Origin of the sequence: Mesorhizobium silamurunense, assembly GCF_014843905.1 — a bacterium.
In the GTDB taxonomy this organism is placed as follows: Bacteria; Pseudomonadota; Alphaproteobacteria; order Rhizobiales; family Rhizobiaceae; genus Mesorhizobium; species Mesorhizobium silamurunense.
Window position 1 is genome coordinate 21089 of sequence record NZ_LPVS01000033.1, and the last position, 26628, is coordinate 47716.

Sequence of the window (26628 nt, forward strand, 5' to 3'; positions counted from 1 at the left end):
ACGGGGCGTGGAAGGAAAAATCCATGCCTGACCGCTCCTTCCTCAACTGGCCCTTCTTCGAAGACCGCCATCGCGCGCTCGCCGAAAATCTCGACGCCTGGTGCGTAAAGAACCTTCCCGTCGATCACCACGACGTCGACGCCGCCTGCCGCGCGCTGGTGGCGATGCTCGGCCGCGACGGCTGGCTGAAGCCGACGGCGCTCGACACCGACAATCCCAGGCCGCTCGACGTGCGCACGCTCTGCATCACCCGCGAGACGCTGGCGCGCCATGACGGGCTCGCCGACTTCGCCTTCGCCATGCAGGGGCTCGGCACCGGCGCGATCTCGCTCTTCGGCACGCCGGACCAGCAGCACTGGCTAGGCAAGACCAGGGCCGGCCAAGCGATCTCAGCCTTTGCGCTGTCGGAGCCGCGCTCGGGATCGGACGTCGCCAACATGGAGATGACGGCAATTCGTGATGGCGACGAGTACGTGCTTTCCGGTGAAAAGACCTGGATCTCCAATGGCGGCATCGCCGATCTCTACGTCGTTTTTGCCCGCACCGGCGAGGCGCCGGGTGCCAAAGGGCTTTCCGCCTTCGTCGTGCCCGCCGACGCCAAGGGTCTCGGCATTGCCGAACGGTTGGAAGTGATCGCGCCGCATCCGCTGGCGCGGCTGTCGTTCGACAATGTGCGCGTGCCGGCTTCCACCCTCATCGGCAAGCCCGGCGACGGTTTCCGCATCGCCATGTCGGTGCTCGACGTCTTCCGCTCGACGGTGGGCGCCGCTGCTCTCGGCTTTGCCCGCCGGGCGCTCGATGAGAGCATCAAAAGGGCGGCCGAACGAAAACTGTTCGGCGCGCCGATGGCCGAGCTACAGATGGTGCAAGGCCACATCGCCGACATGGCGCTCGATATCGATGCCGCCGCCCTGCTCGTCTATCGCGCGGCCTGGACCAAGGACATGGGGGCCGCGCGGGTGACGCGCGAAGCGGCAATGGCCAAGCTGTTCGCCACGGACAAGGCGCAGGAAGTGATCGACAAGGCGGTGCAACTGCATGGCGGCGACGGCGTGCGCAAAGGCCACATCATCGAAAGCCTCTATCGGGAGATTAGGGCGCTGCGCATCTACGAGGGCGCCTCCGATGTGCAGAAGGTGGTGATCGCCAGGCAGGTGATGGGAGCCGCATGAGATCATGCCTTGCGAATCGCATTTGAATTAGGGGAGGCTGGATATGCACACGATCCTGCAGCCGGAAGGCTGGGCGAAACCGGTCGGCTATGCCAATGGCGTCGCGGCGCGCGGGCGGCTGGTGTTCGTCGGCGGCCAGGTCGGCTGGAATGCCGCGTGCCGCTTCGAGACCGACGACTTCGTCGGCCAGGTGCGACAGACGCTCGCCAACATCGTCGCGGTGCTGGCCGAGGCGGGCGGCGAGCCGCAGCAAATTACCTCGATGACCTGGTATTTCACCGACAAGGCCGAATATCTTGCCAACCTCAAAGGGATCGGCGAAGCCTACCGCGCCGTCATCGGCCGGCATTTTCCGGCCATGGCCGCCATGCAGGTGGTGGCGCTGGTCGAGGATCGCGCCAAGGTGGAGATTCAGGCTACGGCGGTTATTCCGGAGTGAGGTTCGATTTGAGTCCAACGGCTGTCGGCATTCGAGCGAGTGGCATTTGCTTTCGCCACGTCATCCCTCGAGAGCCAAGCAGGCCGCTTTTCTCTTAACTCAATCTGTGATCAGATGATCACGCTTGCTTCGGCGGGCGCGTTTCGCATCTTGTTCGCACATAGGCTTTGTCGACACCTAAGGAAAGCAAAAGCGTGGCTCTGGGCTTCGAACCGGTATCGGGACGCATCACCGTTCAGGATGGCGTCTACCAGCAGCTTCGCCATGCCTTGATGGTCGGCAGTTTCGATCCAGGGCAGGTGCTGACCATAGCCTCGCTGGCGGAAGCGTTCGGCACCTCGAACATGCCGGTGCGCGAGGCGTTGCGACGGCTGGCGGCGGAGAACGCACTCGAGATCTCGCAGAACGGTTCGGCCTGCGTGCCGGTGGTGACGCGGGCGCGGCTCGACGACCTCTGCCGGGCCCGCCTCGCCGTAGAAGGGCTCGCCGCCGAGCTCGGCGGACCGCGCCTGACCGCTGCCGAGATCGCCTCGCTGCAAAGGGTTACCGACGACCAGCAGGCGATCGGCCGCGACGGCAGCATCTACGAGCTGATCGCCAAGAACCAGCAGTTCCACTTCACCATCTACCGCGCCTCCGGTTCCGACGTTCTGTTCCAGCTGATCGAGACGCTGTGGCTGCGCTTCGGCCCTTACATGCGGCTGTTGCCCAACCATGTCGCGCCGCTGATGCGCGCCGGCACCATGGAGCCCTCGGGCCGGCACGTCGCGATCATCGCGGCGCTGAAGGACAAGGACTTTGCCCGCGCCCGCGACGAAGTGGTGGCCGACATCACTGCGACCCAAGCGACCTTGCGCACGATCTGCCCGGACGTGCCGGAGCCCCGGCCGGTCGATTTCGCCGCCTTTGGCAGACCGTCCTGACATAGGTATGGCGGCGGGCCCGGCCGAACCGCCTGTCGCGCCCCCTACTGGACCAAGAGAACAGCCGGAATTTGAGGCGTTGATCCGTATTTCCGCAGCCGCGGCGATTGATCCCTATCCAGTTTTGTGATCACATGATCACAAGGGGCGAAAGACAGCAAATGTCCGGCTATTTTCTCTACCACTCGATCGGCACTTTCCCCGGCAAGGCCGAGCGGATGGCCGCCGCGCTGACTGAGTTTTCCGGTATCTGGTCGGCGGAGGATGACGGCCAATGGCCGGCCGCACTTGCCGCGCGCCAGCGTTTCATCGATGCCTGGACGCGGCTGATCGAGGCACCGCAAGGCACGCTGACCACGGCCGAGAATGTCACTGCCGCGCTCTACAGCCTGATCGGCGGCCTGCCGGCCGAGCGCCTGGCCGGAAAGCGGCTGCTGGTCGCCGCTGACTGTTTTCCGAGCCTGCATTTCCTGCTCGCCGGGCTTGCCGAACGTTTCGGCTTCAAGCTCGACAAGGTGCCGCTGCCGCCGGGCGAGAGTTGGGTGCGCGACGAGGATTTCATTGCCCGCTGGCAAGCGGATGTCGGGCTGGCACTGCTGACCTTCGTCACCTCGACGGCCTCGCATCGCTGCGATGTCGAGCGGCTTGCCGCGCATGGCCGCGCCATGGGGAGCGTCGTCGGCGTGGACGTCACGCAGGGCATCGGCGTGGCCCCGTTTTCGGTTGCCGCGACGCCGGTCGATTTCGTCGTCTCGACTTCGCTGAAATGGCTGTGCGGGTCCTCCGGCGCCGGCATATTGCAGGTCGCACCGGATCTTCTGGCGACGTGCCGGCCGGAGCTGCGCGGCTGGTTCAGCCAGCCGAACCCGTTCTCCTGGGATCTCGACGCCTTCACCTACGCCGACGACGCGCGCCGCTTCGACCACGGCACGCCGGCGATTCTCGCAAGCGTCGCCTCGCTGCCGGGGCTGGAATGGGTGGAACACACCGGCATCGATACGCTCCGCGCGCAGAATGCCGCGCTCGTCGAGCGCATCATCGGCGCCGCGCTGAAGAATGACTGGGAGGTCCGCTCGCCGCTCGACGCCAATGAGCGCGGCGGCAGCGTCATGCTCGGCCTGCCGCAGGGCGTCAACGCGTCCGAGGTCGTCGGGACCTTGCGCAAGAAGGAGCTCTACTGCGATGCGCGCGGCACGACGCTCAGGCTGTCGCCGGGCATGGTCACCACCGAAACGGCGGTCGAGGCGCTGATCGCGCAGTTGCAGGAGCATGTCGGTTCGCGGCGGCGCCGCGCATCCTGATTGCAGGCACCGCCTCGCCTGCGGCGCCCAGGAGTTGGGCGCCGAAAGGGGCGGATGAGGAACCGAACCAGAGGGAAGCAAGATGTTGAAACGTCTAGGACTGATTGGGGTGATCGTTGCCGCGGGCGTCGCCTTCGCGGCGCCGGCCTTCGCCGACAAGATCATGGTGGGCGCCTATCCGGCCAACCCGCCATGGGAATACAAGACCGATTCCGGCGGCTTCGAAGGTTTCGAGATCGACGTCGCCAACGACGTCGCCAAGCGCATTGGCGCCGATGTCGAATTCCAGGACCTCGGCTTCCAGGCGCTGTTCGCCGCGACGGCTTCGGGCCGTATCGACTTCGCCGTGTCCTCGATCTCGGTCACCAAGGAGCGGCTGCAGAACCAGGGCTTCACGCAAGCCTATTACGACAGCGACGGCACCATCGTCGGCAAGGCGGATTCAGCCATCAAGTCGCTCGACGACCTCAAGGGCAAGACCATCGGGGTCATCGCCGGCTCGACCGGCGAAGCCTACATGAAGGAAAATGCCGCCAAGCTCGGCGTCGCCGAGACCAAGAGCTACAACGCCCAGCAGGACCTTTTGCTCGATGTGCAGAATGGCCGCATCGACGGCGGCGCCGGCGAGCTGGCCGGCTTCCTGTTCGCCATCAAGCAGATGCCGGCGCTGAAGATCCTGGTGCGCATCCCGACGGGCGAGCGCTTCGCGATGATGACCAAGAAGGGCCATCCGCTGCTGGAGAAAGTCAACGACGCCATCAGCGAAATGAAAAAGGACGGCACTATGGCCGCGATCCACAAGAAGTGGTTCGGCGTCGATCCGGAAGCCGGCACCAGCACGATGACGCCTGGACCGATCCCGCAATAAGCCGGCTAATCAACGTCTTTGAAGGAGCGTGGGCGCCCGGCGCTCGTCATCTCCAATCCCTCAGGCCTGTGCGAAGCAGCAAGGTCTGGCGCTGCCTTCATGGTGAAGCGATGGAACTGATCGATACCTTCTTCAACTGGGGCATCCTGATCCGATCGTTTCCGATCCTCATCCGCGGGCTCGGCAACACCGTCCTGCTCGGCTGCGCCGCGATCGTCTTCGGCACCATTGCCGGGCTGGCGATCTGCCTGGTGCGGCTCTACGCGCCGAAGCCTCTGAGGCGGCTGGCGATCCTTTACATCGACATGTTCCGCGCGCTGCCGATCCTGGTGGTGCTGATCCTGATCTACTACGCCCTGCCCTTCATCGGCATCCGCCTGTCGTCCTTTGTGTCGGCAGCGCTTGCGCTGTCGCTGGTGCTTGCGGCCTTCACCGCGGAAGTCTGCCGCGCCGGAATCCAGAACATCCCGAAAGGCCAGTTCGAGGCGGCCGCCGCACTCGGCCTGCCGTTCTGGGTCGCCATGCGCAAGGTGGTCCTGCCGCAGGCGATCCGCGTCGTCATTCCACCGCTCACCAGCAATTGCGTCTCAGTGTTCAAGGACACCGCGCTCGCCTCGGTCGTGGCGATGCCCGACCTTCTGAAGCAGGCGACCGACGCGCAGGCGCTGATGGCCAACCCGACGCCGCTGATCGGCGCCGCGATCATCTATCTCGCCTTCCTGTGGCCGCTGGTGCGGCTGGTCGGCTACCTCGAAGAGCGCGGCAAGGCCCAGTCCGGCGCGCACTAATCCCCTTAGAATTTCATCGATCACCTGAAGGAGACTCCCGTGAACCAGCACCATGTTTCGAAAGCGCAGGATTCGAAAGCGCACGACGGGGCAGCTTCGTTTCCGGTCGAGAGGATCCGCGCCATGTTTCCTGCGCTCCGGCAGGCCGGCGAGTTCATCTTCATGGACAACGCCGCCGGCGCGCAGATCCCGCAAAGCGTGCTCGATGCGGTGACCAACCATCTGGTCGGACACAACGTCCAGCGCGGCGGCCGCTATGGCCGCAGCGTCACCGTCGACCAGTCGGTCGCGGACGCACGCGAAAGCGTGGCGCTGTTGATCAATGCCTACAGCCCATCGGAAATCTGCTTCGGCATGAACGCCACTTCGTTTATCCGCCTGGTCAGCCTCGGCATCGGCCAGATGCTTGCCAAAGACACAGATGGGGACCGTGACGAAATCATCATCACCGACATGGATCACGACGCCAACATCGCCACATGGCTGGCGCTGGAACAGGCCGGCGCCAAGTTCAAATGGTGGCGCATGCGCGAGGACGGCAACCTCCATGTCGACGACCTCAAGCCGCTGATGTCGGAGCGCACCCGTCTGGTCGCCTGCACGGTGACGGCACATTCGATCGGCTCGATCGTCGATGTCGCTTCCGTTGCCAGGATCGCGCATGCGGCGGGCGCCGAAGTGTTCCTCGACTGCGTGCATTACGGCCCGCACGGGCTGATCGACGTCCAGGCTTGGGACTGCGACTATCTGGTCTGCTCCGGCTACAAGAATTTCTCGCCGCATATGGGTTTCCTCTGGGGCCGCTTCGAAACGCTGAAGCGGCTGCCGACCTTCCGCGAGAATTTCATTCCCGACGAGCCGCCCTACAAGGTCGAAGCAGGCACCTTCATCTACGAGAACGTCTCCGGCATGGACGCTGCGGTCCGCTATCTGGAATCGGTCGGCCGCAATTTCTTAGTCCAGAACAACCGCGCGCGCCGCGACAACATCGTCGCCGGCATGAACGCCATCCGCGACTACGAATTGATGCTGGCGCGTGAGATGCTGAAGGTGCTGAAGGACTGCGGGGCGACGATCTACGGCGTCGCCGATGAGGCCCGCATCCACGAGCGCGTGCCGACCTTCTGCTTCAACATCGCCAAGCTCTCACCGCAGAGGATCGTCGAGGAAATGGCCGTGATGCAGATCGGCATCCGCGACGGCCACATGTATGCGCCGCGGCTGATGAAGCGTCTCAACCTGTCGATGGACAGCGGGGCAATCCGCGCCTCGCTGGTGCACTACAACACGGTGGAAGAGGTGCATCGCTTCGGCGAAGCGCTGCGGGCCATTATCGCGAAGTTGTCGTAGGCACTCGGACTCTTCGCAAGGGAAACTGGGGGCGCGACCACTTTCGCGTCGTCATCCTGGGGCGGAGCAAGGAGCGAAGCGACGCGGCGCAGACCCCAGGAAGACGAAAGATGTCAGGCGGCCTTTTTCTTCGCCAGCCTTGCCTTGATGCTCGCAACGTCCGCGCGCGGCGTCGCGGCGAACAGCGTCTTGGTGTAGGCGTGCTTGGGGTCCGAGAAGACCTCATCGCGCGAGCCGTATTCGACCGCCTCGCCGAAATACATCACCATCACTTCGTCGGCGATGTAGCGCACCACCGACAGGTCGTGGCTGATGAAGACGTAGGTCAGCTTGAACTCGTCCTGCAGGTCGGCAAGCAGATTGAGCACCTGCGCCTGCACCGAAAGGTCGAGCGCCGAGACAGGCTCGTCCAGCACAAGCAGGCTGGGATTGAGCATCAGCGCGCGGGCGATGGCGATGCGCTGGCGCTGGCCGCCCGAGAACATGTGCGGATAGCGGTTGTAGTGCTCCGGCCCGAGGCCGACCTTCTTCAGCATCTTCATCGCAAGATCGCGGCGTTCCTCGGCCGGCTTGTCGGTGTTGATGAGCAGCGGCTCGCCGAGCACGTCGCCAATCTTCTGGCGCGGATTGAGCGACCCGTAAGGGTTCTGGAAGACGATCTGCACCTTGCGGCGCATCTCCTTGGTCAGCCCGTCCCTGGCGATGTCGACCTTGTTGCCGTCGATGAGAAGCTCGCCGGCCGTCGCCGGGTCGATCAGCGTGATGATGCGGGCCAGCGTGGACTTGCCGCAGCCGCTCTCGCCGACGATCGCCAGCGTCTTGCCCTTCTCGACGCTGAAGGAGACGCCCTTCACCGCATGCACGGTGCGCGCGCCGCGGAACAGCCCGCCGCCGACATGATAGTCGCGCACGATGTTCTTGCCTTCGACGACCTTGGTCATGCGCCGGCTCCCGAGGGCGCCGGCTCGAACAGCATGTCGGAGACGGTTGGCAGCCGATCGCCGACGGCATTATCCGGCAGCGCCGAGAGCAGCGCGCGCGTGTAATTGCTCTTCGGCGATTCAAAGAGCGACAAGACGTCGGCCTCTTCCATCTTGCGGCCCTTGTACTGGACGATGACGCGGTCGGCGGTTTCAGCGACCACGCCCATGTTGTGGGTGATCATGATCAGGCCCATGCCGTATTTGGCCTGCAGCGAGACCAAGAGATCGAGGATCTGCTTCTGGATGGTGACGTCGAGCGCAGTGGTTGGCTCGTCGGCGATGAGCAGCTTCGGATTGCAGGCAATCGCCATTGCGATCATGACGCGCTGGCACTGGCCGCCCGACATCTGGTGCGGGAAGGAGTTCAGGCGCTCCGCCGGTTCGGGAATGCCGACCTGCTTCAACAGCTCGATGGCGCGCGCCCGGCGCTGCGCACGGTCCATGCCGAGATGGAAGCGCAGCACTTCCTCGATCTGGAAGCCTACGGTGAAGCAAGGATTGAGGCTGGCGACGGGCTCCTGGAAGATCATGGCGATGTCCTTGCCGATGATCTTGCGGCGCTCGGCCAGGCTGATCTTCAAGAGATCGCGGCCGCCAAACATCATGCGGTCGGCAGTGACGGTCGCCGTCCACGGCAGAAGGCCCATCACCGCCAGCATCGACACCGACTTGCCGGAGCCGGATTCGCCGACGATGGCGAGCACCTCGCGCTCGTCGACATGGAGCGAGACGCCATCGACGGCGCGGAACGGGCCGGACGCGGTCTGGAATTCGACGACGAGGTTCTGGATGTCGAGCAATGCCATCACGACCTCCTGAGCTTCGGATCGAGCGCGTCGCGCAGGCCGTCGCCGATCAGGTTGATGGCGAGCACGGTGATCAGGATGGCAAGACCCGGGAAGGTCACCACCCACCAGGCGCGCAGGATAAATTCGCGCGCCGAGGCGAGCATGGTGCCCCATTCCGGCGTCGGCGGCTGCGCGCCGAGACCGAGGAAGCCGAGCGCGGCCGCCTCGAGAATGGCGTTCGAGAAGGACAGCGTGCCCTGGACGATCAGCGGCGCCAGGCAGTTGGGCAGGATGGTCTTGAGCATCAGCCTCAGATGTCCGGCGCCGGCGACCTTCGCCGCCACGACATATTCGCGGCTCTTCTCAGCCATCACCGCAGCGCGCACCAGCCGCGCGAAATGCGGCTGCAGCACGAGCGAGATCGCCAGCATCGCATTGAACAGGCCGGGCCCGAGGATGGTCACCAGCACCAACGCCAGAAGCAGCGACGGGAAAGCGAGGATCAGGTCCATGACGCGCATGATCGCGACGTCGACCCAGCCGCGGAAATAGCCTGCCAGCAGGCCGAGCGTGATGCCGCCGGTTAGCGCAAGCGTGACCACGACCGCGCCGATGAGCAGCGAGAAGCGCGCGCCATAGAGCAGGCGCGAGAGGATGTCGCGGCCGACCGGATCGGTGCCAAGCAGATATTGGGTGGTGCCACCCGTCTGCCATGCCGGCGGCCTGAGGAACGCGGTCTTGTCCTGAACGTCCGGCGCGTAGGGCGCGAGCAGCGGTGCGAAGAGCGCCGCCAGCACCAAAAGAATGAAGACGACGAGGCCGATCACGGCGCCGCGGTTCACCGAGAAATAATGCCAGAAGGTCTTGAAGCCGGTCAGGCGATCCGGGCTGCCTGCGGCCATGGGGGCGATTTCGGTCGACTGGCTCATCACGCGGCCCTGATGCGCGGATTGATGACGGCATAGAGCACGTCGACGATGAGGTTCACGGCCATGACGATGAGCGCGATCAAAAGCAGACCTGACTGCACGACGACATAGTCGCGCTTGAAGATGGAGTCGACCATCCATTTGCCGATGCCCGGCCAGGCGAAGATGGTTTCGGTGAGAATGGCGCCGGCAAGCAGCGTGCCGACCTGCAGGCCGATGGTGGTGACGACCGGGATCAGCGCGTTGCGCAGGGCGTGCACGCCGATGACGCGGGCGGCCGAGAGCCCCTTGGCGCGCGCGGTGCGGACATAGTCCTCGCCCAGCACCTCGAGCATGGCCGAGCGCGTCTGGCGAGCGATCACCGCCAGCGGAATGGTGCCGAGCACGATCGCTGGCAGGACGAGATGGCTGAGCGCCGAACGAAATGCATCCCACTTGCCGTAGAGGAGACTGTCGATGGTCATGAAGCCGGTGATCGGCCTCAGGAAGAACTGCAGGCCCATGCGGCCGGAAACCGGCGTCCAGCCAAGATAGCCGGAGAAGAAGATGATAAGCAGCAGGCCCCACCAGAAGATCGGCATGGAATAGCCGACGAGCGCGGTGCCCATCAGCGACTGATCGAACCACGAACCGCGCTTGACGGCCGCGAATATGCCGGCCGGGATGCCGATCACCATGGCGAAGATCATGGCGAAGAAGGACAGTTCCAGCGTGGCCGGAAAGAGCGTCTTGAACTCCTGGAGAACCGGGCGCTTCGACGAAATGGAGACGCCGAAATCGCCGGTGGCGACCTCGCCGACATAGCGCGCATACTGCTCCCAGATCGGCAGGTTGTAGCCGAACTGTTCCTTGAGCTCTTCGTAGCGCGCGGGGGTGACGCCATGCTCGCCGGCCATGGCCAGGATCGGATCGCCGGGCAGCAGCCGGACGAAGGCGAAGGCACAGATGGTGATGCCGACGAGGGTCGGGATCAGGAGGGCGATTTTATTGAGAAGATATCTGAGCATCGTCAAATGGAATGGGGCGGCGCTAAAATGGCGCCGCCCCGTTCGCAATATTACTCGGCCTTGTCAACGCCGTCGAAGCGATGAATGCCGAGCGGGTCCATCTTGAAGCCGCTGACGTTGTTGCGGACAACGGCATAGACCTGGCTGTGGGCCAGCAGGAAGGCGGGCGCCTGCTTGGCGAAGATCTCCTGCGCCTGCTCATAGAGCTTGGTGCGCTCGCCCTGGTCGCTGGTCTTCTTGGCCTTCTGGATCAGGTCCTCGAAGTCCTTGTCGCACCAGCTGGAGTAGTTCGAGACGCCGATGGCCGAGCAAGCGAAGAGGGTGGCGAAGAAGTTGTCCGGATCGCCATTGTCGCCGGTCCAGCCGATCTGGAAGGCGCCGGGACGCTCCTTCTTCTTGCCTTCCTCGCGATACTTGGTCCACTCGTAGTTGACGATCTCGGCCTTGACGCCGACCTTGGCCCAATCGGCCTGGATCAGCTCAGCCGCGCGCTGGAAGTTCGGGTTGTATGGACGAACGCGGTCGGAAGCCCAGAGCTGGATTTCCTTCAGCCCGGCATCGGCCAGCACCTTCTTGGCCGCTTCCGGATCATAGGAATCGAACTTCACGGCCTTGTTCCACGACCACATGGTCGGCGGGATCAGGTTCTGGGCCGGCGTGGCGCCTGCATCCTGGAACAGCGACTTGATCAGGGCTTCCCGGTCGATCGCCTGGTTGAGCGCATGACGGACCTCGGGCTTGTCGAGCGGCGGGATCGTCGTGTTGTAGCTCATGTAGCCGATGTTGAGGCCGGCTTGGTCCATCAGGGTCACGTCCTTGTTGGCCTTGATGGTGGCGATGTCGGCCGGGTTCGGATAGGGAGCCACATCGCATTCGCCGGCCAGCACCTTCTGGATGCGGGCGGTCGCGTCAGGAGTGATCGCGAAGACGAGATCGTCGATCTTCTCCTTGCCCTTGAAGTAGTCTGGGTTCGCCGCATAGCGGATGACCGAATCCAGCTGATAGTCGACGAACTGGAACGGGCCGGTGCCGATCGGCTTGGTCGAGAAGTCGGCCATCTTGCCGTCCTTCTCGAGCTGGTCGGCATATTCCTTCGACACGATCGAGGCGAAGTCCATGCCGAGATTGGCCAGCATCGGCGCGTTCGGCTCGGTCAGCGTCAGCTTGACGGTGAGGTCGTCGACCTTTTCCCACTTGGCGACGTATTTCGGCATGTCCATGCCGGTGTAGTAGTCCCAGGTCAGGTTCGGCAGATACTTCTCGCCGTTCCATGGATTCTGCTTGTTGAACTGACGGTCGAAGGAGAAGACGACGTCGTCGGCATTGAGGTCGCGGGTCGGCTTGAAATAGTCGGTGGTCTGGAACTTCACGCCCGGATGCAGGTGGAAAGTATAGACCAGGCCGTCGTCGGAGATTTCCCATTTGTCGGCGAGGCCGGGCTCGATCTCGGTGCCGCCATGCTTGAACTCGACCAGGCGCGAATAGACCGTGCGCGACGAGGCGTCGAAGTCGTTGCCGCCCGTCGTCGTACCCGGGTCGAAATTAGCCGGCGACGCTTCCGAGCAATAGACAAGCGTCTTTGCATTGGCCATGCCACCCAGGACGCTTGCAGCCAGCAACGCGGCTGCAAAAGTCATTGTCTTTTTCATTGAGCACTCCCTGATGTTCTTCCAAGCCCCTCTATCAGGCTCGCGAAGCGCGCATATAAGCACCGTTTTTGGGGCTTTGGAACACCCCGTTTGCGTACCCCACGGTAAGCAGGAAAAGAATCCGTATTTTCCTCAAATATCGGAAAAAATTAGCAGAATTTTTCGCTCACGACATTGTTAACGACCGCATTTTTTTATTGATTGGCCGTCTCCCGAAATCAGGACGAGGAGCACCCTGCTTGCGATCCTGGTCCTTGTCGGCACGCGCTTCAGGGAGCGGTCGGCGAAGGGATTTCGGCGGCAAATCTTTCCGCCGCTGCCGCTGGGGCAAGACTTGCACCGCCGCTGATAGAGGCAATACATAGGCGTCATGCCGGATTTCTTGGGAATCCGCGATCGGCGACAGCGGAGGACGTTTCCGGTATCGGAAGCGAGCGCGGCGCGAGGCAGCAGAACCAGGGACACCAGGGAGGGATTTGGTGGCAAAAGCAGCAAAGACGACGCCCCCGGCGAAGGCAAAAGCCAAGGCCGCGACCGGCAATGCCGGCGCGCCCAAGGCTTCACATTCCAAGACCGCTTCACCCGCCAAGACGTCTTCACCTGCAAAGGCCACTTCCAAGCCGAAGGCCGCTGCCGCTCCGAAAAAGACGAGCCCCAAACCCGCCGCCAAGGCTGCAACCGCAAAGACCGACAAGCCTGCGGCCGCGAAGCCGGCCCCGACGCAGGCCAAGCGTTTGCCGAAGGCGATCACCGAGCTCACGGCCGGATTGCCGGAAAAGCCGTGGCTGAAAAACTATCCGAAGAACATGCCGGCCGAGATCGGCCCGCTCTCCCACAATTCGATCGGCGACTTCCTCGTCGGCGCCTGCAAGCAGTTCTCCGGCCGGCCCGCATATGTGTGCATGGGCAAGTCGATCTCCTACGCCGACCTCGAGCGGCTTTCGGCGGCCTTCGGCGCCTATCTGCAGTCGAAAGGCTTGGAGAAAGGCGCGCGCGTGGCGCTGATGATGCCGAACGTGCTGCAATATCCGGTGGCGATGATGGCGGTGCTTCGCGCCGGCTTCACGGTGGTAAACATCAATCCGCTCTACACGCCGCGCGAGCTCGAGCATCAGCTCAAGGATTCCGGCGCGCAGGCCATCGTCATACTGGAAAACTTCGCCAACACGCTACAGACGGTGATCGCCCGGACGCCGGTCAGGCATGTGGTGGTGGCGGCGATGGGCGACATGCTTGGCGGGCTGAAGGGAGCGATCGTCAACCTCGTCGTGCGGCGGGTCAAGAAGATGGTTCCGGCCTGGTCGCTGCCCGGCCACGTCAAATTCAATGCCGCGCTGAAGGCCGGCGCGGGCCTCACCTTCAGACCGGCAACGGTCTCGAGCGACGATATCGCCTTCCTGCAATATACCGGCGGCACGACCGGCGTCTCGAAGGGCGCGACGCTCCTTCACCGGAACGTGCTCTCCAACGTGGCGCAGAATTCGCTCTGGGTAGAGGACGCCTATACGGTCAAGCCGAAGCCCGCGCATCTCAACTTTGTCTGCGCGCTGCCGCTCTACCACATCTTCGCGCTGACGGTGAACGCGCTGATGGGCATGCAGCAGGGCGCGCAGAACGTGCTCATCCCGAACCCGCGCGACATTCCGGGCTTCGTCAAGGAACTGCAGAAAAACCCGGTGCACATCTTCCCCGGCCTCAACACGCTGTTCAACGCGCTGCTCAACAATGAGGACTTCCGCAAGCTCGACTTCAAGCCGCTGATCCTGACGCTTGGCGGCGGCATGGCGGTGCAGAGAGGCGTGGCCGAGCGCTGGAAGACGCTGACCGGCTGTCCGGTGAGCGAAGGCTACGGGCTTTCCGAAACCTCGCCGGTGGCGACCGCCAACAAATTCAGCTCCAGCGAATTCACCGGCACGATCGGCCTGCCGCTGCCTTCGACCGAGATCGCCATCCGCGACGACGACGGCAACAACGTGCCGCTCGGCGAAGTGGGCGAGATCTGCATCCGCGGGCCGCAGGTGATGGCCGGCTACTGGAACCGGCCGGACGAGACCGCCAAGGTGATGACCGAGGACGGGTTCTTCAAGTCGGGCGACATGGGCTTCATGGACGAGCGCGGCTATACCAAGATCGTCGACCGCAAGAAGGACATGATCCTGGTCTCCGGCTTCAACGTCTATCCGAACGAGCTGGAAGAGGTCGTGGCGCAGCATCCCGGCGTGCTCGAGGTGGCGGCGATCGGCGTGCCGGACGAGCATTCCGGCGAGGTGCCGAAGCTGTTCGTGGTCAGGAAGGATCCGGCGCTCACCGTCGAGGCGCTGACCGCCTATTGCCGCGAGAACCTGACCGGCTACAAACGGCCAAGATACATCGAATTCCGCACCGAGCTGCCGAAGACGCCGGTCGGCAAGATCCTGCGGCGCGCGTTGCGGGAGTAGACTTGAGCGAAAATGTTGCCGGCCTGACGCCAGAGCGTCGCGGTGGCCTCGATCCCGCGGAATTCATCAAGGCGAACATGCGGCTTTTGCCGGTGCCGTCGCTGCCTGAAATCCGCCTCTATACCGCCCATCCCGGCAGCGGGCTGAGACGGCTACTGGAACCCGATGATGAGGCCGACGAAGGCACGGCCGAGCCACAGCCGCCCTTCTGGGCTTATGCCTGGGCGGGCGGGGCAGTGCTGGCGCGCTACATTCTCGACCGGTCCTCGACCGTTGCCGGCCGCCGCGTGCTCGACCTCGGCGCCGGCTCCGGCCTTGTCGGCATCGCCGCGGCACTCGCAGGAGCAAGCGAGGTGATCGCGGCGGAAATCGACCGCAACGGCGTCGTCGCGCTCGGCCTCAACGCGGCGGCCAACGGCGTCGCCGTCACCATAATCGGCGAGGACATCACCGCCGGTCCGCCGCCTGCCGTCGATCTGGTGCTCGCCGGCGACGTTTTCTATGGGCAGGCGGTGGCAAGGCGGGTCATCCCCTTCCTCGACCGGTGCCTCGCCGCCGGCATCGAGGTGCTGGTCGGCGACCCCGGCCGCGCCTGGCTGCCCGGGCCGCGGCTTCGCCTGCTTGGCGAGTATCAGGTGCCTGATGTCGGCGGCGGCGCGCCGAAGCCGAGCGGAGTGTTTGCCTTTGTGCCCAACAATCGCTGAGGCCAAGTTCAAAACCGATCGCTGACCGATTTTCGACCCTTTGCAGACGGAGCTGCCGGAGCTATTGTCCGGCGGCGGGATCAAAGGCTGTAAAGCGTCCGGATAAATGGCGCATCGCCTTGCCGTACAAAGTCTCAACCTTCGTAGTCGATTGACATAGCAGCTTTGCGAGCTGCGCTTGAGCTTGATCAACACGCCTGCACACATAGACCCAGAACTGTTTTCCAAGTTTCGTTTGCCCAGTCGAGGTTCCGGCAATCCCGACCCTATGACCAACCCTGTCTGGACATGGGCAGTTGAGCGCCGTCTCACCGGCCACCGTTTGAATAAAGCGTTCGGCGGCCCATATTCCAAGGATGTAGGGCCGTGCTGGAGCTTCCACCGTTACGGTCGCACTGAAACAAACCTGCCAGACGGTCGCCTTGTCAGGATCGGCGGCGAATATGAAGATTGGTACGACCCAGATTTTTACATCTACAATGATGTGATTGTGACTGATGCCGCGGGTCGCACCGAGATTTTCGGTTACTCGGATAAGGTCTTTCCACCCACCGATTTCCACACGGCAAATCTCGTTGACGACCGTATAATTATAATCGGGAACCTGTCTTATCCGTTTGTTCGGGCACACAAGGTGCAAGTGCTCGCATTGGACCCGACAAGCTATCGCATGGACCGCTTCGACACGACCGGCGAGGCTCCGCCATGGATTCACAACCACTCTGCGGAACTGGTGGAAAATGGTGGCGCGATCCTGGTTCGCGGCGGGCTCTTGTGTGGGCCGCAGTGGCCTGCATTGATCGAAAACATCGACGATTGGCGCCTAGACATCCAAACGGGCTACTGGGAACGCCTGACCAGGCGTCTCTGGCCGCGATTTGCATTCGTTCGCGCCGATGGCATGCCTAATCATCTCTATTGGCTGCGCAGGCTTCTTGAGGATCGTGTCAGCGGCAGGAGCGAGGACAAACGCGGTTTTCGAGCCGAACGCCTTCGCGATCTCGGTGCCAACCCGCGACTGGATTTGCTCGAGACGTTGTACACGCCCGACATACCTCACTCGAAGATTACGGACGAGCATCGTGTCCATCGCCTGTGCGTCGAGGGCGGCACCGTGCGCTATGTTGAGGGAAGTGGCGACATAAAGCTCACGGTGGAAGGTATCCTTCCCAGTCAGACGGTGGAGATAATCCGTTTGGACCTGCTGACCAAACTGGAGGCCATTGAGAATGCGACGATCGACTGTACCCGCATGGCAGTCCGATAGTTCCGAGGCGTCCAGTGCCGTTGGTCCTTAGATTGTCTCCTTAACCCGCGCCGACAGGAAATCCGGCAGGTCGGCGACCGAGTCCAGGATGACGTCGGCCATCGGCGACAGCGAGTCGCGCGTGCCGGTACCGGAAAGCACGCCGATCGCCAGTCCGCAGCCGCCGGCGCGCGCCATTTCGAGATCGTGGCGATTGTCGCCGACCATGGCGATCTCGCCGGGCTTCAGCCCCGTCAGATCGCAGAACGCGACGACGGTATCGGGCGCCGGCTTCGGGTTCGCCACCGCATCATAGCCGAAGGCGGCGTCGAAGAGCTGCGCGACACCGAGCGTGGCGAGCGTCTTCTCGGCGCCGCTGGTGGAATCGTTGGTGGCGACGCCCAGCCGGAAGGATCGCTTGTGCAGGGCCCGCAGCGACTCGACGATGCCGGGCAGCGCGACCGCCATAGCCGAGCCCTGCACCGAGGTGATCTCGTTGAAGCGGGAGACGGCCAGCATCTGGTCCTCGTCTGACAGGCGCGGGAACCAGAGCTCGACGACATCCATATTCGAGCCGGAAGCAAAGATCGAATCGGGCTTGAAGCGCTTGCTGGCGAAATCGAAACCCGCCGCAGCGAGCAACCTGTCCGCCTTCCAGCGATCGCCCTCGGCGGCGTCCATGGCCATGAAATCGGCAATGCCGAGCCATGTTGCGTTAAAGTCGACAAGCGTGCCGTCCTTGTCGAACAGAATGCCCTTGATATCCGCCAAACCTTTTACTCCGCGCCGCGCAATTGGTGGATATGAGCCACCAATCCGGCAGTCGAGGCGTCGCGTTTTGCGGCAGTCTCCTTGCCTTCCACGACAGGCAGCAGGCCTGTCGCCAATTCCTTGCCGAGTTCGACACCCCATTGGTCGAACGAGTTGATGTTGAACAGCGTGCCCTCGACGAAGACGCGGTGCTCGTAGAGCGCGATCAGGCGACCGAGCGTGCGCGGATCGAGCTTCCGATAGAGGATGGTGAGCGAGGGACGGTTGCCCGAGAAGACACGGTGCGGCGCGATGCGGTCGACATCGGCCGGCTTCATGCCCTTGGCCAGCATCTGCGAGCGCGCCTCTTCCAGCGTGCGGCCCTTCATGAAGGCCTCCGACTGCGCCAGGCAGTTGGCAAGCAGGAGGTCGTGGTGGTTCTTCAACTCGGGTTCATGGCCTATCGCGGCGGCGAGAAACTCCACCGGGATGACATCGGTGCCCTGGTGCAAAAGCTGGAAGAAAGCATGCTGGCCGTTGGTGCCGGGCTCGCCCCAGACCAGCGGGCCGGTTGGCGTGGTCACCACGCCGCCGTCCAGGGTCACGCTCTTGCCGTTCGATTCCATGTCGAGCTGCTGCAGATAGGCCGGCAGGCGCGACAGGCGCTGATCGTAGGGAATGACGGCGCGTGCCGGATATTTGCAGACGACCCGGTGCCACCAGCCGATCAGCCCCAGCAATGCCGGCAGGTTCTTCTGCAGGGGTGCTGAGCGGAAATGCTCGTCCATCTCATGCGCGCCGTCGAGGAAGGCGCGGAAGTTGCGTGGGCCGATGGCGATCATCACCGGCAGGCCGATGGCGCTCCAGACCGAGTAGCGGCCGCCGACCCAGTCCCAGAAGCCGAAGACCCTGTCCTTTTCGATACCAAACTTCGCCACCAAATCGAGCGCGGTCGAGACGGCGGCGAAATGCTTGCCGATTGCCTCCTTGCCCAGCGCCTTTTCCACCCATTTGCGCGCCGTCTCGGCATTGGTCATCGTCTCGACCGTAGTGAAGGTCTTGGAAGCGACGATGAACAGCGTCGTCTCGGGCGAAAGACCCTTCAGCGTGTCGTGGATGTGGGCACCGTCGACATTGGAGACGTAGTGCGCGCGCGGCCCGTCATGATAGGGCGCCAGCGCCAGCGTCACCATCGCCGGTCCGAGATCCGAGCCGCCGATGCCGATGTTGACGATGTCGGTGATCTTCTTGCCGGTGGCGCCGGCCGCCTTGCCCGAGCGGATGGCATCGGCGAAGACGCCCATGGCGTCGAGCACCGCAATCACCTCGGCCTTGGTGTCCTGGCCATCGACCACGACACCCTTGCCGGTCAGGTTGCGCAGCGCCGTGTGCAGCACGGCGCGGTCTTCGGTGACGTTGATTTTCCTGCCTTCGAACATCGCGGTGCGACGTCCCGCGAGATCGGCGGCGCCGGCGAGCTTCTCCAGCATTGCCATGGTGTCGGCGTCGACCGCGCATTTCGACCAGTCGAGCAGAAGATCGCCACCGGTGGCGGAAAACCTTTCGAAGCGCTTGGGATCGGCGGCGAAGGCCTCGCGCATGGTGCCCTTTGCTGCCGCGCGCTGATCACGCAACGCGGCAAGTTGCTTGTCGAAGGCTGACTGATCCACTGGCGGGCTCCTGGCGGGTTTTTAGACCATTTTAACAGGCCGGATGTTTCCGGCGCGTGTCGGCGCGTCATTCTATTGAGCCGATTTCGATTTATTCAAGCGCGGCGATGCCGCAGCGCATCACGCTTTGATGATGCGCTGCAATACAGTTTCGGGGGGCGATGGATCACTTTCGTGACCAATGGATCACTGGCATAAATCCCAGCGATCAGAAAAATTGATTGGCGCAACCCCTTGTGCCACCCCTACACTCGACTGGTCAGCGATCAGAAAAATTGATTGGCGCAACCCCTTGTGCCACCCCTACACTCGACTGGTCCAGCCAAGTGAAAACAGCTGGCCATCCGAGGAAGATTTCCCATGCCACAGCGCAATGACACGGCCATATGGTCCGGCCTGTTCCGGATTTCGGCCGAATCCGGACAAACCCTCCAGGCTCAGATCCGCCAGGCGATCGTCGCAGCCATCCTCGACCGACAAATCGCCGCTTCGATGCCGCTGCCGTCCTGCCGGATTCTGGCGGAAAAACTCGGGGTTGCCCGCGGCACGGTGGTGCTTGCCTTCCAGCAGCTGGTCGACCAAGGCTTCCTGGTGGCACGCGAGCGGCGCGGCCATTTCGTCAACCCTGACGTGCTGGCCACACCCGCCAAGCCGCACCAGAAGGCGCCCGACCAGCAGAACGAGATCGACTGGAAGGCACGCCGGCAGATCGCCGCCAGCGACATGCCGCCGCCGGCCAAGCACGACAACTGGATCAAGTCCTCCTATCCCTTCGTCTATGGCCAGTTCGACCCGGCGCTGTTCCCGACCGCCGAATGGCGCGAGTGCAACCGCATGGCGCTCGCGGTGTTGGAGATCCGCAACTGGGCGTCCGACATGGTGGACCGCGACGATCCGCTGCTGATCGAGCAGATCCAGGCCCGGCTTTTGCCGCGCCGCGGCATCTTCGCCAATCCGGACGAGATCATCGTGACGCTGGGCGCGCAGAACGCGCTCTACATGCTCGCCTCGCTGCTGATGACCAAGGGCTCCAAGGTGGCGATGGAAGACCCCGGCTATCCGGATGCCCGCTCGATCTTCCGGCTGGCCGGCGCCGATATCCAGCCGGTTCCGGTCGACCAGTCGGGCATCGTGACCTCGGCAATCCCGAGCGATTCCGGCTTTGTCTTCGTTACCCCCAGCCACCATTGCCCGACGATGGTGCCGCTGTCGGCGGAGCGGCGGCAGGATCTTCTGGCGCGGGCCAATCGCAACAATCAGATCATCATCGAGGACGGCTATGACAGCCAGCTTCTCGACGAGGCGCCGCAGCAGGCGCTGAAGAGCCTCGACCGCTCCGGCCGCGTCGTCTATGTCGGCTCGATGTCGAAGACGCTGGCTCCGGGCTTGCGGCTTGGCTATATCGTGGCCTCGGCCGGGCTGATCGCCGAGCTTCGCGCGCTCCGCCGCTTCATGCTGAGACACCCGCCGGCGAACAACCAGCGCGCGGTGGCGCTGTTCCTGTCGCTCGGCCATCACGAGGCGCTGGTGCGCAGGCTCTCCGCCGCCTTCGACGAGCGGCGCAAGCGTCTGGTCCATGCGATTTCCGCTTTCCTGCCGGAGTGGCGCTCGACCGACTCGGCGGGCGGCACATCGCTCTGGCTGGAAGGGCCGCGCGGCACCGATTCACGAGGGCTTGCCGAAGCGGCCGCGTCGCGAAGCGTCATCATCGAACCCGGCGACCGGTTCTTCGACCGCAGCGAAAAGCCCTCTCGTTTCATGCGTTTGGGCATCTCCTCGATCTCGCTGCAGCACATCGAGCCCGGCATCCGCGAGCTCGCCACCGCAGCCGGCCGCAGGCCCGCAGCAGCCTGACCGCCGACGGATCATGAAAGGGAGCCGGCCCGCGCCGGCTCCCTTTTGCTTTGGCACCACCTCTCTCCCTGCTTTAGCACCCTGGCATATTCGACGGGACAGACTGGCTCATAGGCTGTACCAATGCCGGCGGCATAGTCGAGGCACAAAGGGGACGAGGCAGGCCGATGGTGGACCAACCGCCACGCATCCTGCCCCTGAAAAGCTAAAGGTGGAGTGCTTTCCATGTCAGTGGCTCTTGAGAAGCAGGAAGCGTCGTCGGACCAGCGTTCGCGGCGGTCCGGCGGGCGCGAAGCGCGCCGCGCGATGCGGGCGGCGCCGCTCGCGGACGACATCCGTCCGGTGCGGCCAGGCCTCGAAGGCGGCAGCTACGGGCCATTGAGCCAGGACGACCGCGAGCGCATCCATGAGGCGGTGCTGACGCTTCTGGAGACGGTCGGCTTCGCCAATGCCATCCCCTCCTGCATCGAGGCGCTGACCAGGATCGGCGGTACCTATGGCGACGACGGGCGCATCCGCCTGCCGCGGGCGCTGGTGCTCGACACGATCAAGAAGGCCGCGCGCCACTTCACGCTCTACGGCCAGGACGCCAAGCACGACATGCTGATCCAGGGCAAGCGCGTGCATTACGGCACGGCGGGCGCCGCGGTGCATCTGGTCGATGTCGAGAAGCGCGAATACCGCGAATCGCAGCTGCAGGACATCTACGACGCCGCCCGCCTGGTCGATGGGCTCGACAACATCCATTTCTTCCAGCGCACCATGGTGCCGCGCGACATTCCCGATCCGCTCGAGATGGACTTCAACACGCTCTATGCCTGCGTGATGGGGACATCGAAGCATGTCGGCACCTCGTTCACCGTGCGCGAGAACGTCAAGCCGGCGCTGGATATGCTCTATGCGATCGCCGGCGGCGAGGAGAATTTCCGGGCGCGGCCTTTCGTGTCCAACTCGAACTGCTTCGTCGTGCCGCCGATGAAGTTCGCCGAGGACGCCTGCGGCGTGCTCGAAGCCTGCGTCGAGGGCGGCATTCCGATCCTGCTCTTGTCGGCCGGCCAGGCCGGCGCCACGGCTCCCGCCGCGATTGCCGGCGCCGTCGTGCAGGCGGTGGCCGAAGTGCTGATGGGCCTCGTCTACGTCAACGCGATAAAACCCGGCCATCCGGCGATCTTCGGCACCTGGCCGTTCGTCTCCGACCTCAGGACCGGCGCCATGTCCGGCGGCTCGGCAGAGCAGGCGGTGCTGACCGCGGCTTGCGCGCAGATGGCGCAATATTACGACCTGCCGGGCGGCTCGGCCGCCGGCATGACGGACTCGAAGCTGCCCGACATCCAGTCCGGTTACGAGAAGGGCATCACCAATGTGATGGCGGGTCTGTCCGGCCTCAACCTGGTCTATGAATCGGCCGGCATGCATGCTTCGCTGCTCGGCTTCTGCCTCGAGAGCCTGATCATCGACAACGACATGCTCGGCCACTGCCTGCGCTGCGTGCGTGGCATCGAGGTCACCGACGATGCGCTGTCGATCGACACCATCGCCGACGTCTGCCTCAAAGGACCGGGCCACTATCTCGGCAATGAGCAGACGCTGAAGCTGATGCAGACCGAATATTTCTATCCCGCTGTCGGCGACCGCTTCTCGCCGAAGGAGTGGAACGAGAAAGGCCGGCCCGACATATTGCAGCGGGCGATCGCCGAGAAGAAGCGCGTGCTGGCCGAACGCTTCCCGCGGCACGTATCGCGGCTCGTCGACGACAAGCTGCGCGCCCGTTTCGGCGAGATGATCAAGCTGCCGCGCAACAAGATGGGCGGCTAATATTCAGGTGAGGCCGGTCTGCAAACGTCATTTTTCTGCGCTTCCGGTGCTCACGTACTTCAAGTACGCTCCGCTCCGGTTCTCGGAAAATACCGTTTTCGACTCGCCCTGACCTGAATCTCAAGCATCCTACTCCGCGCTCAGTCCGTAGCGCTCGACGACTTCGGCGTTGATCAGCTTGGCGTGCAGCGTCATCAGCACGATCTGCGCATCAAAGCTGTCGCCGGCTTCGAGCGCGGCCTCGATGCGGCGCTCGGCTTCCAGCGTCAGCTCCCTGCCATTGGCTTGCTCGAAGGTTTCAGGCCCGGCGATGCAATAGCCGCAGAGTTGCGCCACCGACGCATAGGCCTCGGGCGGCGGCTCGTCCGGCCAGCAGTCGTTCATCAGGTTGACGATGGTAAGTTTCACGCCCTCGGGCACCAGCGCCGGATGCAGATCGGCCTGGCGCAGCGCGTCGTCCAGTTGGCGCAGCTCGCCCGAGCGGCCAAACATGCCGAGGAAGCCGAGGGAAGAGCGCCGCTTGGCCATGATGGTCCTGTGTCCTCAACCAGCCGGTATAGGGCCTATCTGGATGCGCCGTGCGGCTGAAACAAGGGCATAAGAAAGGGCGGCCCGCGCTTCGCGAGCCGCCCTTTGATTCCCGAAGCAAGAGCTCAGTGATTGTCGCGCGGCACACCGCTGGTGTGGGCGACGTCCTGGTACTTAACCGCCGGCTTCAGCACCATGCCGGCCGAGAACTGGTCGACCATGCCGCGCTGGATCTCCTGCCACGGCGTCTGATGCTTGGGATAGTGATAGCCGCCGTTGCCCTGCAGTTCGGCCCGCCGCCTGGCGATCTCCTCGTCGCTGACAAGGATGTTGGCCGTGCCCTTCCTGAGGTCGATGCGGACGCGGTCGCCGGTCTTGAGCAGCGCCAGGCCACCGCCGATTGCGGCTTCCGGCGAAGCGTTGAGGATCGACGGCGAGCCGGACGTGCCGGACTGACGGCCGTCGCCGATGCAGGCCAGCGAATGGATGCCCTTCTTGATGAGGTAGGCCGGCGGCTGCATGTTGACCACCTCGGCGCCGCCCGGATAACCGACCGGGCCGGCGCCGCGCATGAACAGGATCGTGTGCTCGTCGATGCCTTGCGCCGGATCGTCGATGCGGGCGTGGTATTCCTCCGGACCGTCGAAGACCATGGCGTTGCCCTCGAAAGCTTCCGGATCGTTCGGATTGGAGAGGTAGCGCTCGCGGAATTCGGGCGAGATACCGCTGGTCTTCATGATAGCGGAATCGAACAGATTGCCCTTGAGGTTGATGAAGCCGGCATTGGCCTTGAGCGGCTCGTCGAGGCTGCGGATCACTTCGCGATTCTCGTTGGCGGCATCGCGGCAGTTTTCGCCCATCGTCTTGCCGTTGACGGTGATCGCGTCGGGATGCGGGAGCACGCCGCCCTTCATCAGCTCGGCGACAACCGCCGGCACGCCGCCGGCGTGGTGATAGTCCTCGCCGAGATACTCGCCTGTCGGCTGCAGATTGACCAGGAGCGGTACGTTGAGGCCGACATTCTGCCAGTCGTCATTGTCGAGCGGCACGCCGAGATGACGGGCAATGGCGTTGAGGTGGATCGGTGCGTTGGTCGAGCCGCCGATCGCCGAATTGACGACGATGGCGTTCTCGAAGGCCTTGCGGGTCATGATGTCGGAGGGCTTCAGGTCCTCATGCACCATGTCGACGATGCGCTTGCCCGTCTCGTAGGCGATCTGGCCGCGCTCGCGATAGGGCGCGGGTATGGCGGCCGAGCCCGGCAGCTGCATGCCGAGCGCCTCGGCCAGCGAATTCATGGTGGTGGCGGTGCCCATGGTGTTGCAATAGCCGGTCGACGGCGCCGAGGACGCAACGATGTCCATGAACTCGTCATAGTCGATCTCGCCGGCCGACAGGCGCTGGCGCGACTCCCAGACGATGGTGCCGGAACCCGTGCGCTTGCCCTTGTGCCAGCCATTGAGCATCGGGCCGACCGAAAGCGCGATCGCCGGAATGTTGACGGTGGCCGCCGCCATCAGCAACGCAGGCGTGGTCTTGTCGCAGCCGATGGTGAGCACCACGCCGTCGAGCGGATAGCCGTAGAGCACCTCGACAAGGCTGAGATAGGCGAGGTTGCGGTCGAGCGCGGCGGTCGGGCGCTTGCCGGTTTCCTGGATCGGATGGCACGGGAACTCGAACGGAATGCCGCCCATCGACACGATGCCTTCGCGCACGCGCTTGGCGAGCTCGAGGTGGTGCCGGTTGCAGGGCGAAAGGTCGGAGCCCGTCTGGGCGATGCCGATCAGCGGCTTGCCCGACATCAGCTCGGCGCGCGTCAGCCCGTAATTGAGGTAACGCTCGAGATAGAGCGCCGTCATGCCCGGATTGTCGGGATTGTCGAACCACTCCTGCGAGCGAAATTTCTTCTTCTTGGTGGGGGCGCCTGCCATGGTGGTCTCCGTATTTGTATGACAAATCGATATGACAACGCGCGGAAGCAGGCAAGAGGTTCAAGCGCCGCGACCCCGCACTTTGGTGCGATAGACAGATAAAGGGCCGCGCGCTAGGACCAATCGACATCGGCAATCGGGAGGTCTTGATGGCTTTGATGATCGAAGGCGAGGAGCGGATCGCCGCACCCGTCGCGAAAGTGTGGGAAGCGCTCAACGATCCGGACATCCTCAAGCAGGCGATCCCCGGCTGCCAGAGCCTGGAAAAGAAATCGGACACCGAGATGACCGCGACGGTGGTGCTCAAGATCGGGCCGATCAAGGCGACTTTCAACGGCGAAGTGACGCTGAAGAACCTCAAGCCGCCGCATTCCTATACGATCCAGGGCGAAGGCAAAGGTGGCGTCGCCGGCTTCGCCAAGGGCGGCGCCGATGTGACGCTGACCGCCGACGGTGCGGACACGACGGTGCTCAAATACGCCGCCAAGGCGGATGTCGGCGGCAAGATCGCACAGCTCGGCAGCCGGCTGATCCAATCGACTTCGAAGAAGCTGGCCGGTCAGTTTTTTTCGACTTTTGGCGAGAAAGTCAGCGGTTAGCCCCGACGCAGGCGGTCACTCGAATACGATCGAGGGCACGGCGGCTTCTGCCGCGCCGCGTTCCTCCTGGACTCTTTCCCAAACCTTTTTGGCGATGTCGCGATAGATCTTCGCCTCGGCGCCGTCCGGCTTGGATGCGACCACCGGTGCGCCGGCGTCCGAGCTTTCGCGGATGCCCATTTCGAGTGGCACCTCGCCAAGGAAGGTGACGCCAAGCCGCTCGGCCTCGCGGCGGGCGCCGCCATGGCCGAAGATGTCGTAGCGCTTCCCGGTGTCGGGGGCGAGGAAATAGCTCATGTTCTCGACGATGCCGAGCAGCGGCACGTCGACTTTCTTGAACATGTTGAGGCCCTTGCGGGCATCGATCAGCGCGAGGTCCTGCGGCGTCGAGACGATGACGGCGCCGGCAAGCGGCACCTGCTGGGCCATGGTAAGCTGGGCGTCGCCGGTGCCGGGCGGCATATCGACCACCAGCACGTCGAGCGGTCCCCACTCCACTTCGCGCAGCATCTGGGTGAGCGCCGACATCACCATCGGGCCGCGCCAGATCATCGGCGTCTCCTCGTCGACGAGGAAGCCCATCGACATCACCTTCAGGCCGTAATTCTGCATCGGCTTCAGGACCTTGCCGTCGACGGTCTGGGGCCGGCCATGGATGTTGAGCAGCCTCGGCATCGACGGCCCGTAGATATCGGCGTCGAGCACGCCGACGTTCAATCCATTGGCGGCCAGCCCGAGGGCCAGGTTCACGGCGGTCGTCGACTTGCCGACGCCGCCCTTGCCGGAAGCCACCGCGATGATCGCGTCGATGCCGGGCACGCCGCGCTTGCCTTGGCTGTGTGAGGCAGGCGCCTGCGGGGCGGCACGCTGCGGCGCGGCCTGTGGCGCGGGCCGCG

24 protein-coding genes are annotated in these 26628 nt (G+C 63.8%); 13 read left to right on the forward strand and 11 right to left on the reverse strand.

From position 1 onward, the window contains the following. Positions 1-23: 23 nt before the first annotated feature. The 7 genes from AU465_RS08605 (at position 24) to AU465_RS08635 (ending at position 6841) form a co-directional block, all read left to right on the forward strand. Positions 24-1172 carry an acyl-CoA dehydrogenase family protein gene (locus tag AU465_RS08605; protein WP_192245875.1) on the forward strand — a complete coding sequence of 383 codons (1149 nt, stop codon included), beginning with the start codon at positions 24-26 and terminating at the stop codon, positions 1170-1172. Between the two features lie 43 nt (positions 1173-1215). Continuing rightward, a complete protein-coding gene (locus tag AU465_RS08610) occupies positions 1216-1611 on the forward strand; it encodes a RidA family protein (protein ID WP_192245878.1) in 396 nt (131 codons plus the stop codon). A 194-nt stretch (positions 1612-1805) separates the two neighbouring features. Continuing rightward, positions 1806-2534: a GntR family transcriptional regulator gene (locus AU465_RS08615; RefSeq protein ID WP_192245879.1), complete on the forward strand. Its 729-nt coding sequence runs from the start codon at positions 1806-1808 to the stop codon at positions 2532-2534. Between the two features lie 161 nt (positions 2535-2695). Continuing rightward, positions 2696-3835, forward strand: a complete 1140-nt coding sequence (locus AU465_RS08620; protein WP_192245881.1) for an aminotransferase class V-fold PLP-dependent enzyme — start codon at positions 2696-2698, stop codon at positions 3833-3835. An 82-nt stretch (positions 3836-3917) separates the two neighbouring features. Beyond that, entirely contained in the window at positions 3918-4703 is a 786-nt protein-coding gene (locus tag AU465_RS08625) for an ABC transporter substrate-binding protein (protein ID WP_192245883.1), read from the forward strand. Between the two features lie 110 nt (positions 4704-4813). Further along, entirely contained in the window at positions 4814-5491 is a 678-nt protein-coding gene (locus tag AU465_RS08630; protein ID WP_192245885.1) for an amino acid ABC transporter permease, read from the forward strand. 39 nt (positions 5492-5530) lie between these two features. Next, complete coding sequence (locus tag AU465_RS08635) at positions 5531-6841, forward strand: cysteine desulfurase-like protein (protein WP_192245887.1); 1311 nt, start codon at positions 5531-5533, stop codon at positions 6839-6841. 113 nt (positions 6842-6954) lie between these two features. Here AU465_RS08635 and AU465_RS08640 read toward each other — a convergent pair whose 3' ends face one another. From AU465_RS08640 to AU465_RS36380, 6 genes are all read right to left on the reverse strand, one after another. After that, positions 6955-7782, reverse strand: coding sequence for a dipeptide ABC transporter ATP-binding protein (locus AU465_RS08640; protein ID WP_192245889.1), 828 nt, complete (start codon positions 7780-7782; stop codon positions 6955-6957). Then, a complete protein-coding gene (locus AU465_RS08645; protein WP_192245891.1) occupies positions 7779-8630 on the reverse strand; it encodes an ABC transporter ATP-binding protein in 852 nt (283 codons plus the stop codon). The genes AU465_RS08640 and AU465_RS08645 overlap by 4 nt, the downstream gene beginning before the upstream one ends. Further along, the gene (locus AU465_RS08650) at positions 8630-9541 is read right to left on the reverse strand and encodes an ABC transporter permease subunit (protein ID WP_192245893.1); all 912 of its coding nucleotides are present in this window, start codon (positions 9539-9541) and stop codon (positions 8630-8632) included. The genes AU465_RS08645 and AU465_RS08650 overlap by 1 nt, the downstream gene beginning before the upstream one ends. Next, positions 9541-10548 (reverse strand): ABC transporter permease subunit, encoded by a 1008-nt coding sequence (locus AU465_RS08655; protein WP_192245895.1) that lies wholly within the window; start codon positions 10546-10548, stop codon positions 9541-9543. The genes AU465_RS08650 and AU465_RS08655 overlap by 1 nt, the downstream gene beginning before the upstream one ends. Positions 10549-10598: 50 nt before the next feature. Next, positions 10599-12197, reverse strand: coding sequence for an ABC transporter substrate-binding protein (locus AU465_RS08660; RefSeq protein ID WP_192245897.1), 1599 nt, complete (start codon positions 12195-12197; stop codon positions 10599-10601). A gap of 166 nt (positions 12198-12363) precedes the next feature. Further along, on the reverse strand, positions 12364-12957 hold the full coding sequence (locus tag AU465_RS36380; RefSeq protein WP_246505929.1) for a hypothetical protein: 594 nt from the start codon (positions 12955-12957) through the stop codon (positions 12364-12366). Here AU465_RS36380 and AU465_RS08665 point away from each other — a divergent pair. From AU465_RS08665 to AU465_RS08675, 3 genes are all read left to right on the forward strand, one after another. Next, positions 12932-14635, forward strand: coding sequence for a long-chain fatty acid--CoA ligase (locus tag AU465_RS08665; protein WP_281396714.1), 1704 nt, complete (start codon positions 12932-12934; stop codon positions 14633-14635). The two genes, AU465_RS36380 and AU465_RS08665, sit on opposite strands and share 26 nt — an antisense overlap. A 77-nt stretch (positions 14636-14712) precedes the next feature. Then, positions 14713-15339, forward strand: a complete 627-nt coding sequence (locus AU465_RS08670) for a class I SAM-dependent methyltransferase (protein ID WP_192245917.1) — start codon at positions 14713-14715, stop codon at positions 15337-15339. Positions 15340-15517: 178 nt separating this feature from the next. After that, entirely contained in the window at positions 15518-16606 is a 1089-nt protein-coding gene (locus tag AU465_RS08675) for a hypothetical protein (protein ID WP_192245901.1), read from the forward strand. A 27-nt stretch (positions 16607-16633) separates the two neighbouring features. On the opposite strand, the gene AU465_RS08680 is transcribed toward AU465_RS08675, so the two are convergent. Both AU465_RS08680 and pgi read right to left on the reverse strand, forming a co-directional pair. Next, complete coding sequence (locus AU465_RS08680; RefSeq protein WP_192245903.1) at positions 16634-17356, reverse strand: HAD family hydrolase; 723 nt, start codon at positions 17354-17356, stop codon at positions 16634-16636. A 5-nt stretch (positions 17357-17361) separates the two neighbouring features. Then, positions 17362-19005 (reverse strand): glucose-6-phosphate isomerase, encoded by a 1644-nt coding sequence (gene pgi, locus AU465_RS08685; protein WP_192245905.1) that lies wholly within the window; start codon positions 19003-19005, stop codon positions 17362-17364. A gap of 360 nt (positions 19006-19365) precedes the next feature. On the opposite strand from pgi, the gene pdxR reads away from it, so the two are divergent. Next, positions 19366-20859 carry a MocR-like pyridoxine biosynthesis transcription factor PdxR gene (gene pdxR, locus AU465_RS08690; protein ID WP_192245907.1) on the forward strand — a complete coding sequence of 498 codons (1494 nt, stop codon included), beginning with the start codon at positions 19366-19368 and terminating at the stop codon, positions 20857-20859. Positions 20860-21084: 225 nt separating this feature from the next. After that, on the forward strand, positions 21085-22674 hold the full coding sequence (locus AU465_RS08695) for a trimethylamine methyltransferase family protein (protein WP_192245909.1): 1590 nt from the start codon (positions 21085-21087) through the stop codon (positions 22672-22674). 129 nt (positions 22675-22803) lie between these two features. Here the strand turns inward: AU465_RS08695 and AU465_RS08700 are convergent, their stop codons facing one another. Both AU465_RS08700 and AU465_RS08705 read right to left on the reverse strand, forming a co-directional pair. Continuing rightward, positions 22804-23202: a hypothetical protein gene (locus tag AU465_RS08700; protein ID WP_192245911.1), complete on the reverse strand. Its 399-nt coding sequence runs from the start codon at positions 23200-23202 to the stop codon at positions 22804-22806. 125 nt (positions 23203-23327) lie between these two features. Then, positions 23328-25133: an IlvD/Edd family dehydratase gene (locus AU465_RS08705; RefSeq protein ID WP_192245913.1), complete on the reverse strand. Its 1806-nt coding sequence runs from the start codon at positions 25131-25133 to the stop codon at positions 23328-23330. A 149-nt stretch (positions 25134-25282) separates the two neighbouring features. Here AU465_RS08705 and AU465_RS08710 point away from each other — a divergent pair, with 149 nt between their 5' ends. Further along, positions 25283-25732 (forward strand): SRPBCC family protein, encoded by a 450-nt coding sequence (locus tag AU465_RS08710; RefSeq protein ID WP_192245915.1) that lies wholly within the window; start codon positions 25283-25285, stop codon positions 25730-25732. A gap of 15 nt (positions 25733-25747) precedes the next feature. Here AU465_RS08710 and AU465_RS08715 read toward each other — a convergent pair. Then, a partial coding sequence (locus AU465_RS08715) for an Mrp/NBP35 family ATP-binding protein (protein ID WP_246505931.1) occupies positions 25748-26628 on the reverse strand: 881 nt, incomplete at its 5' end.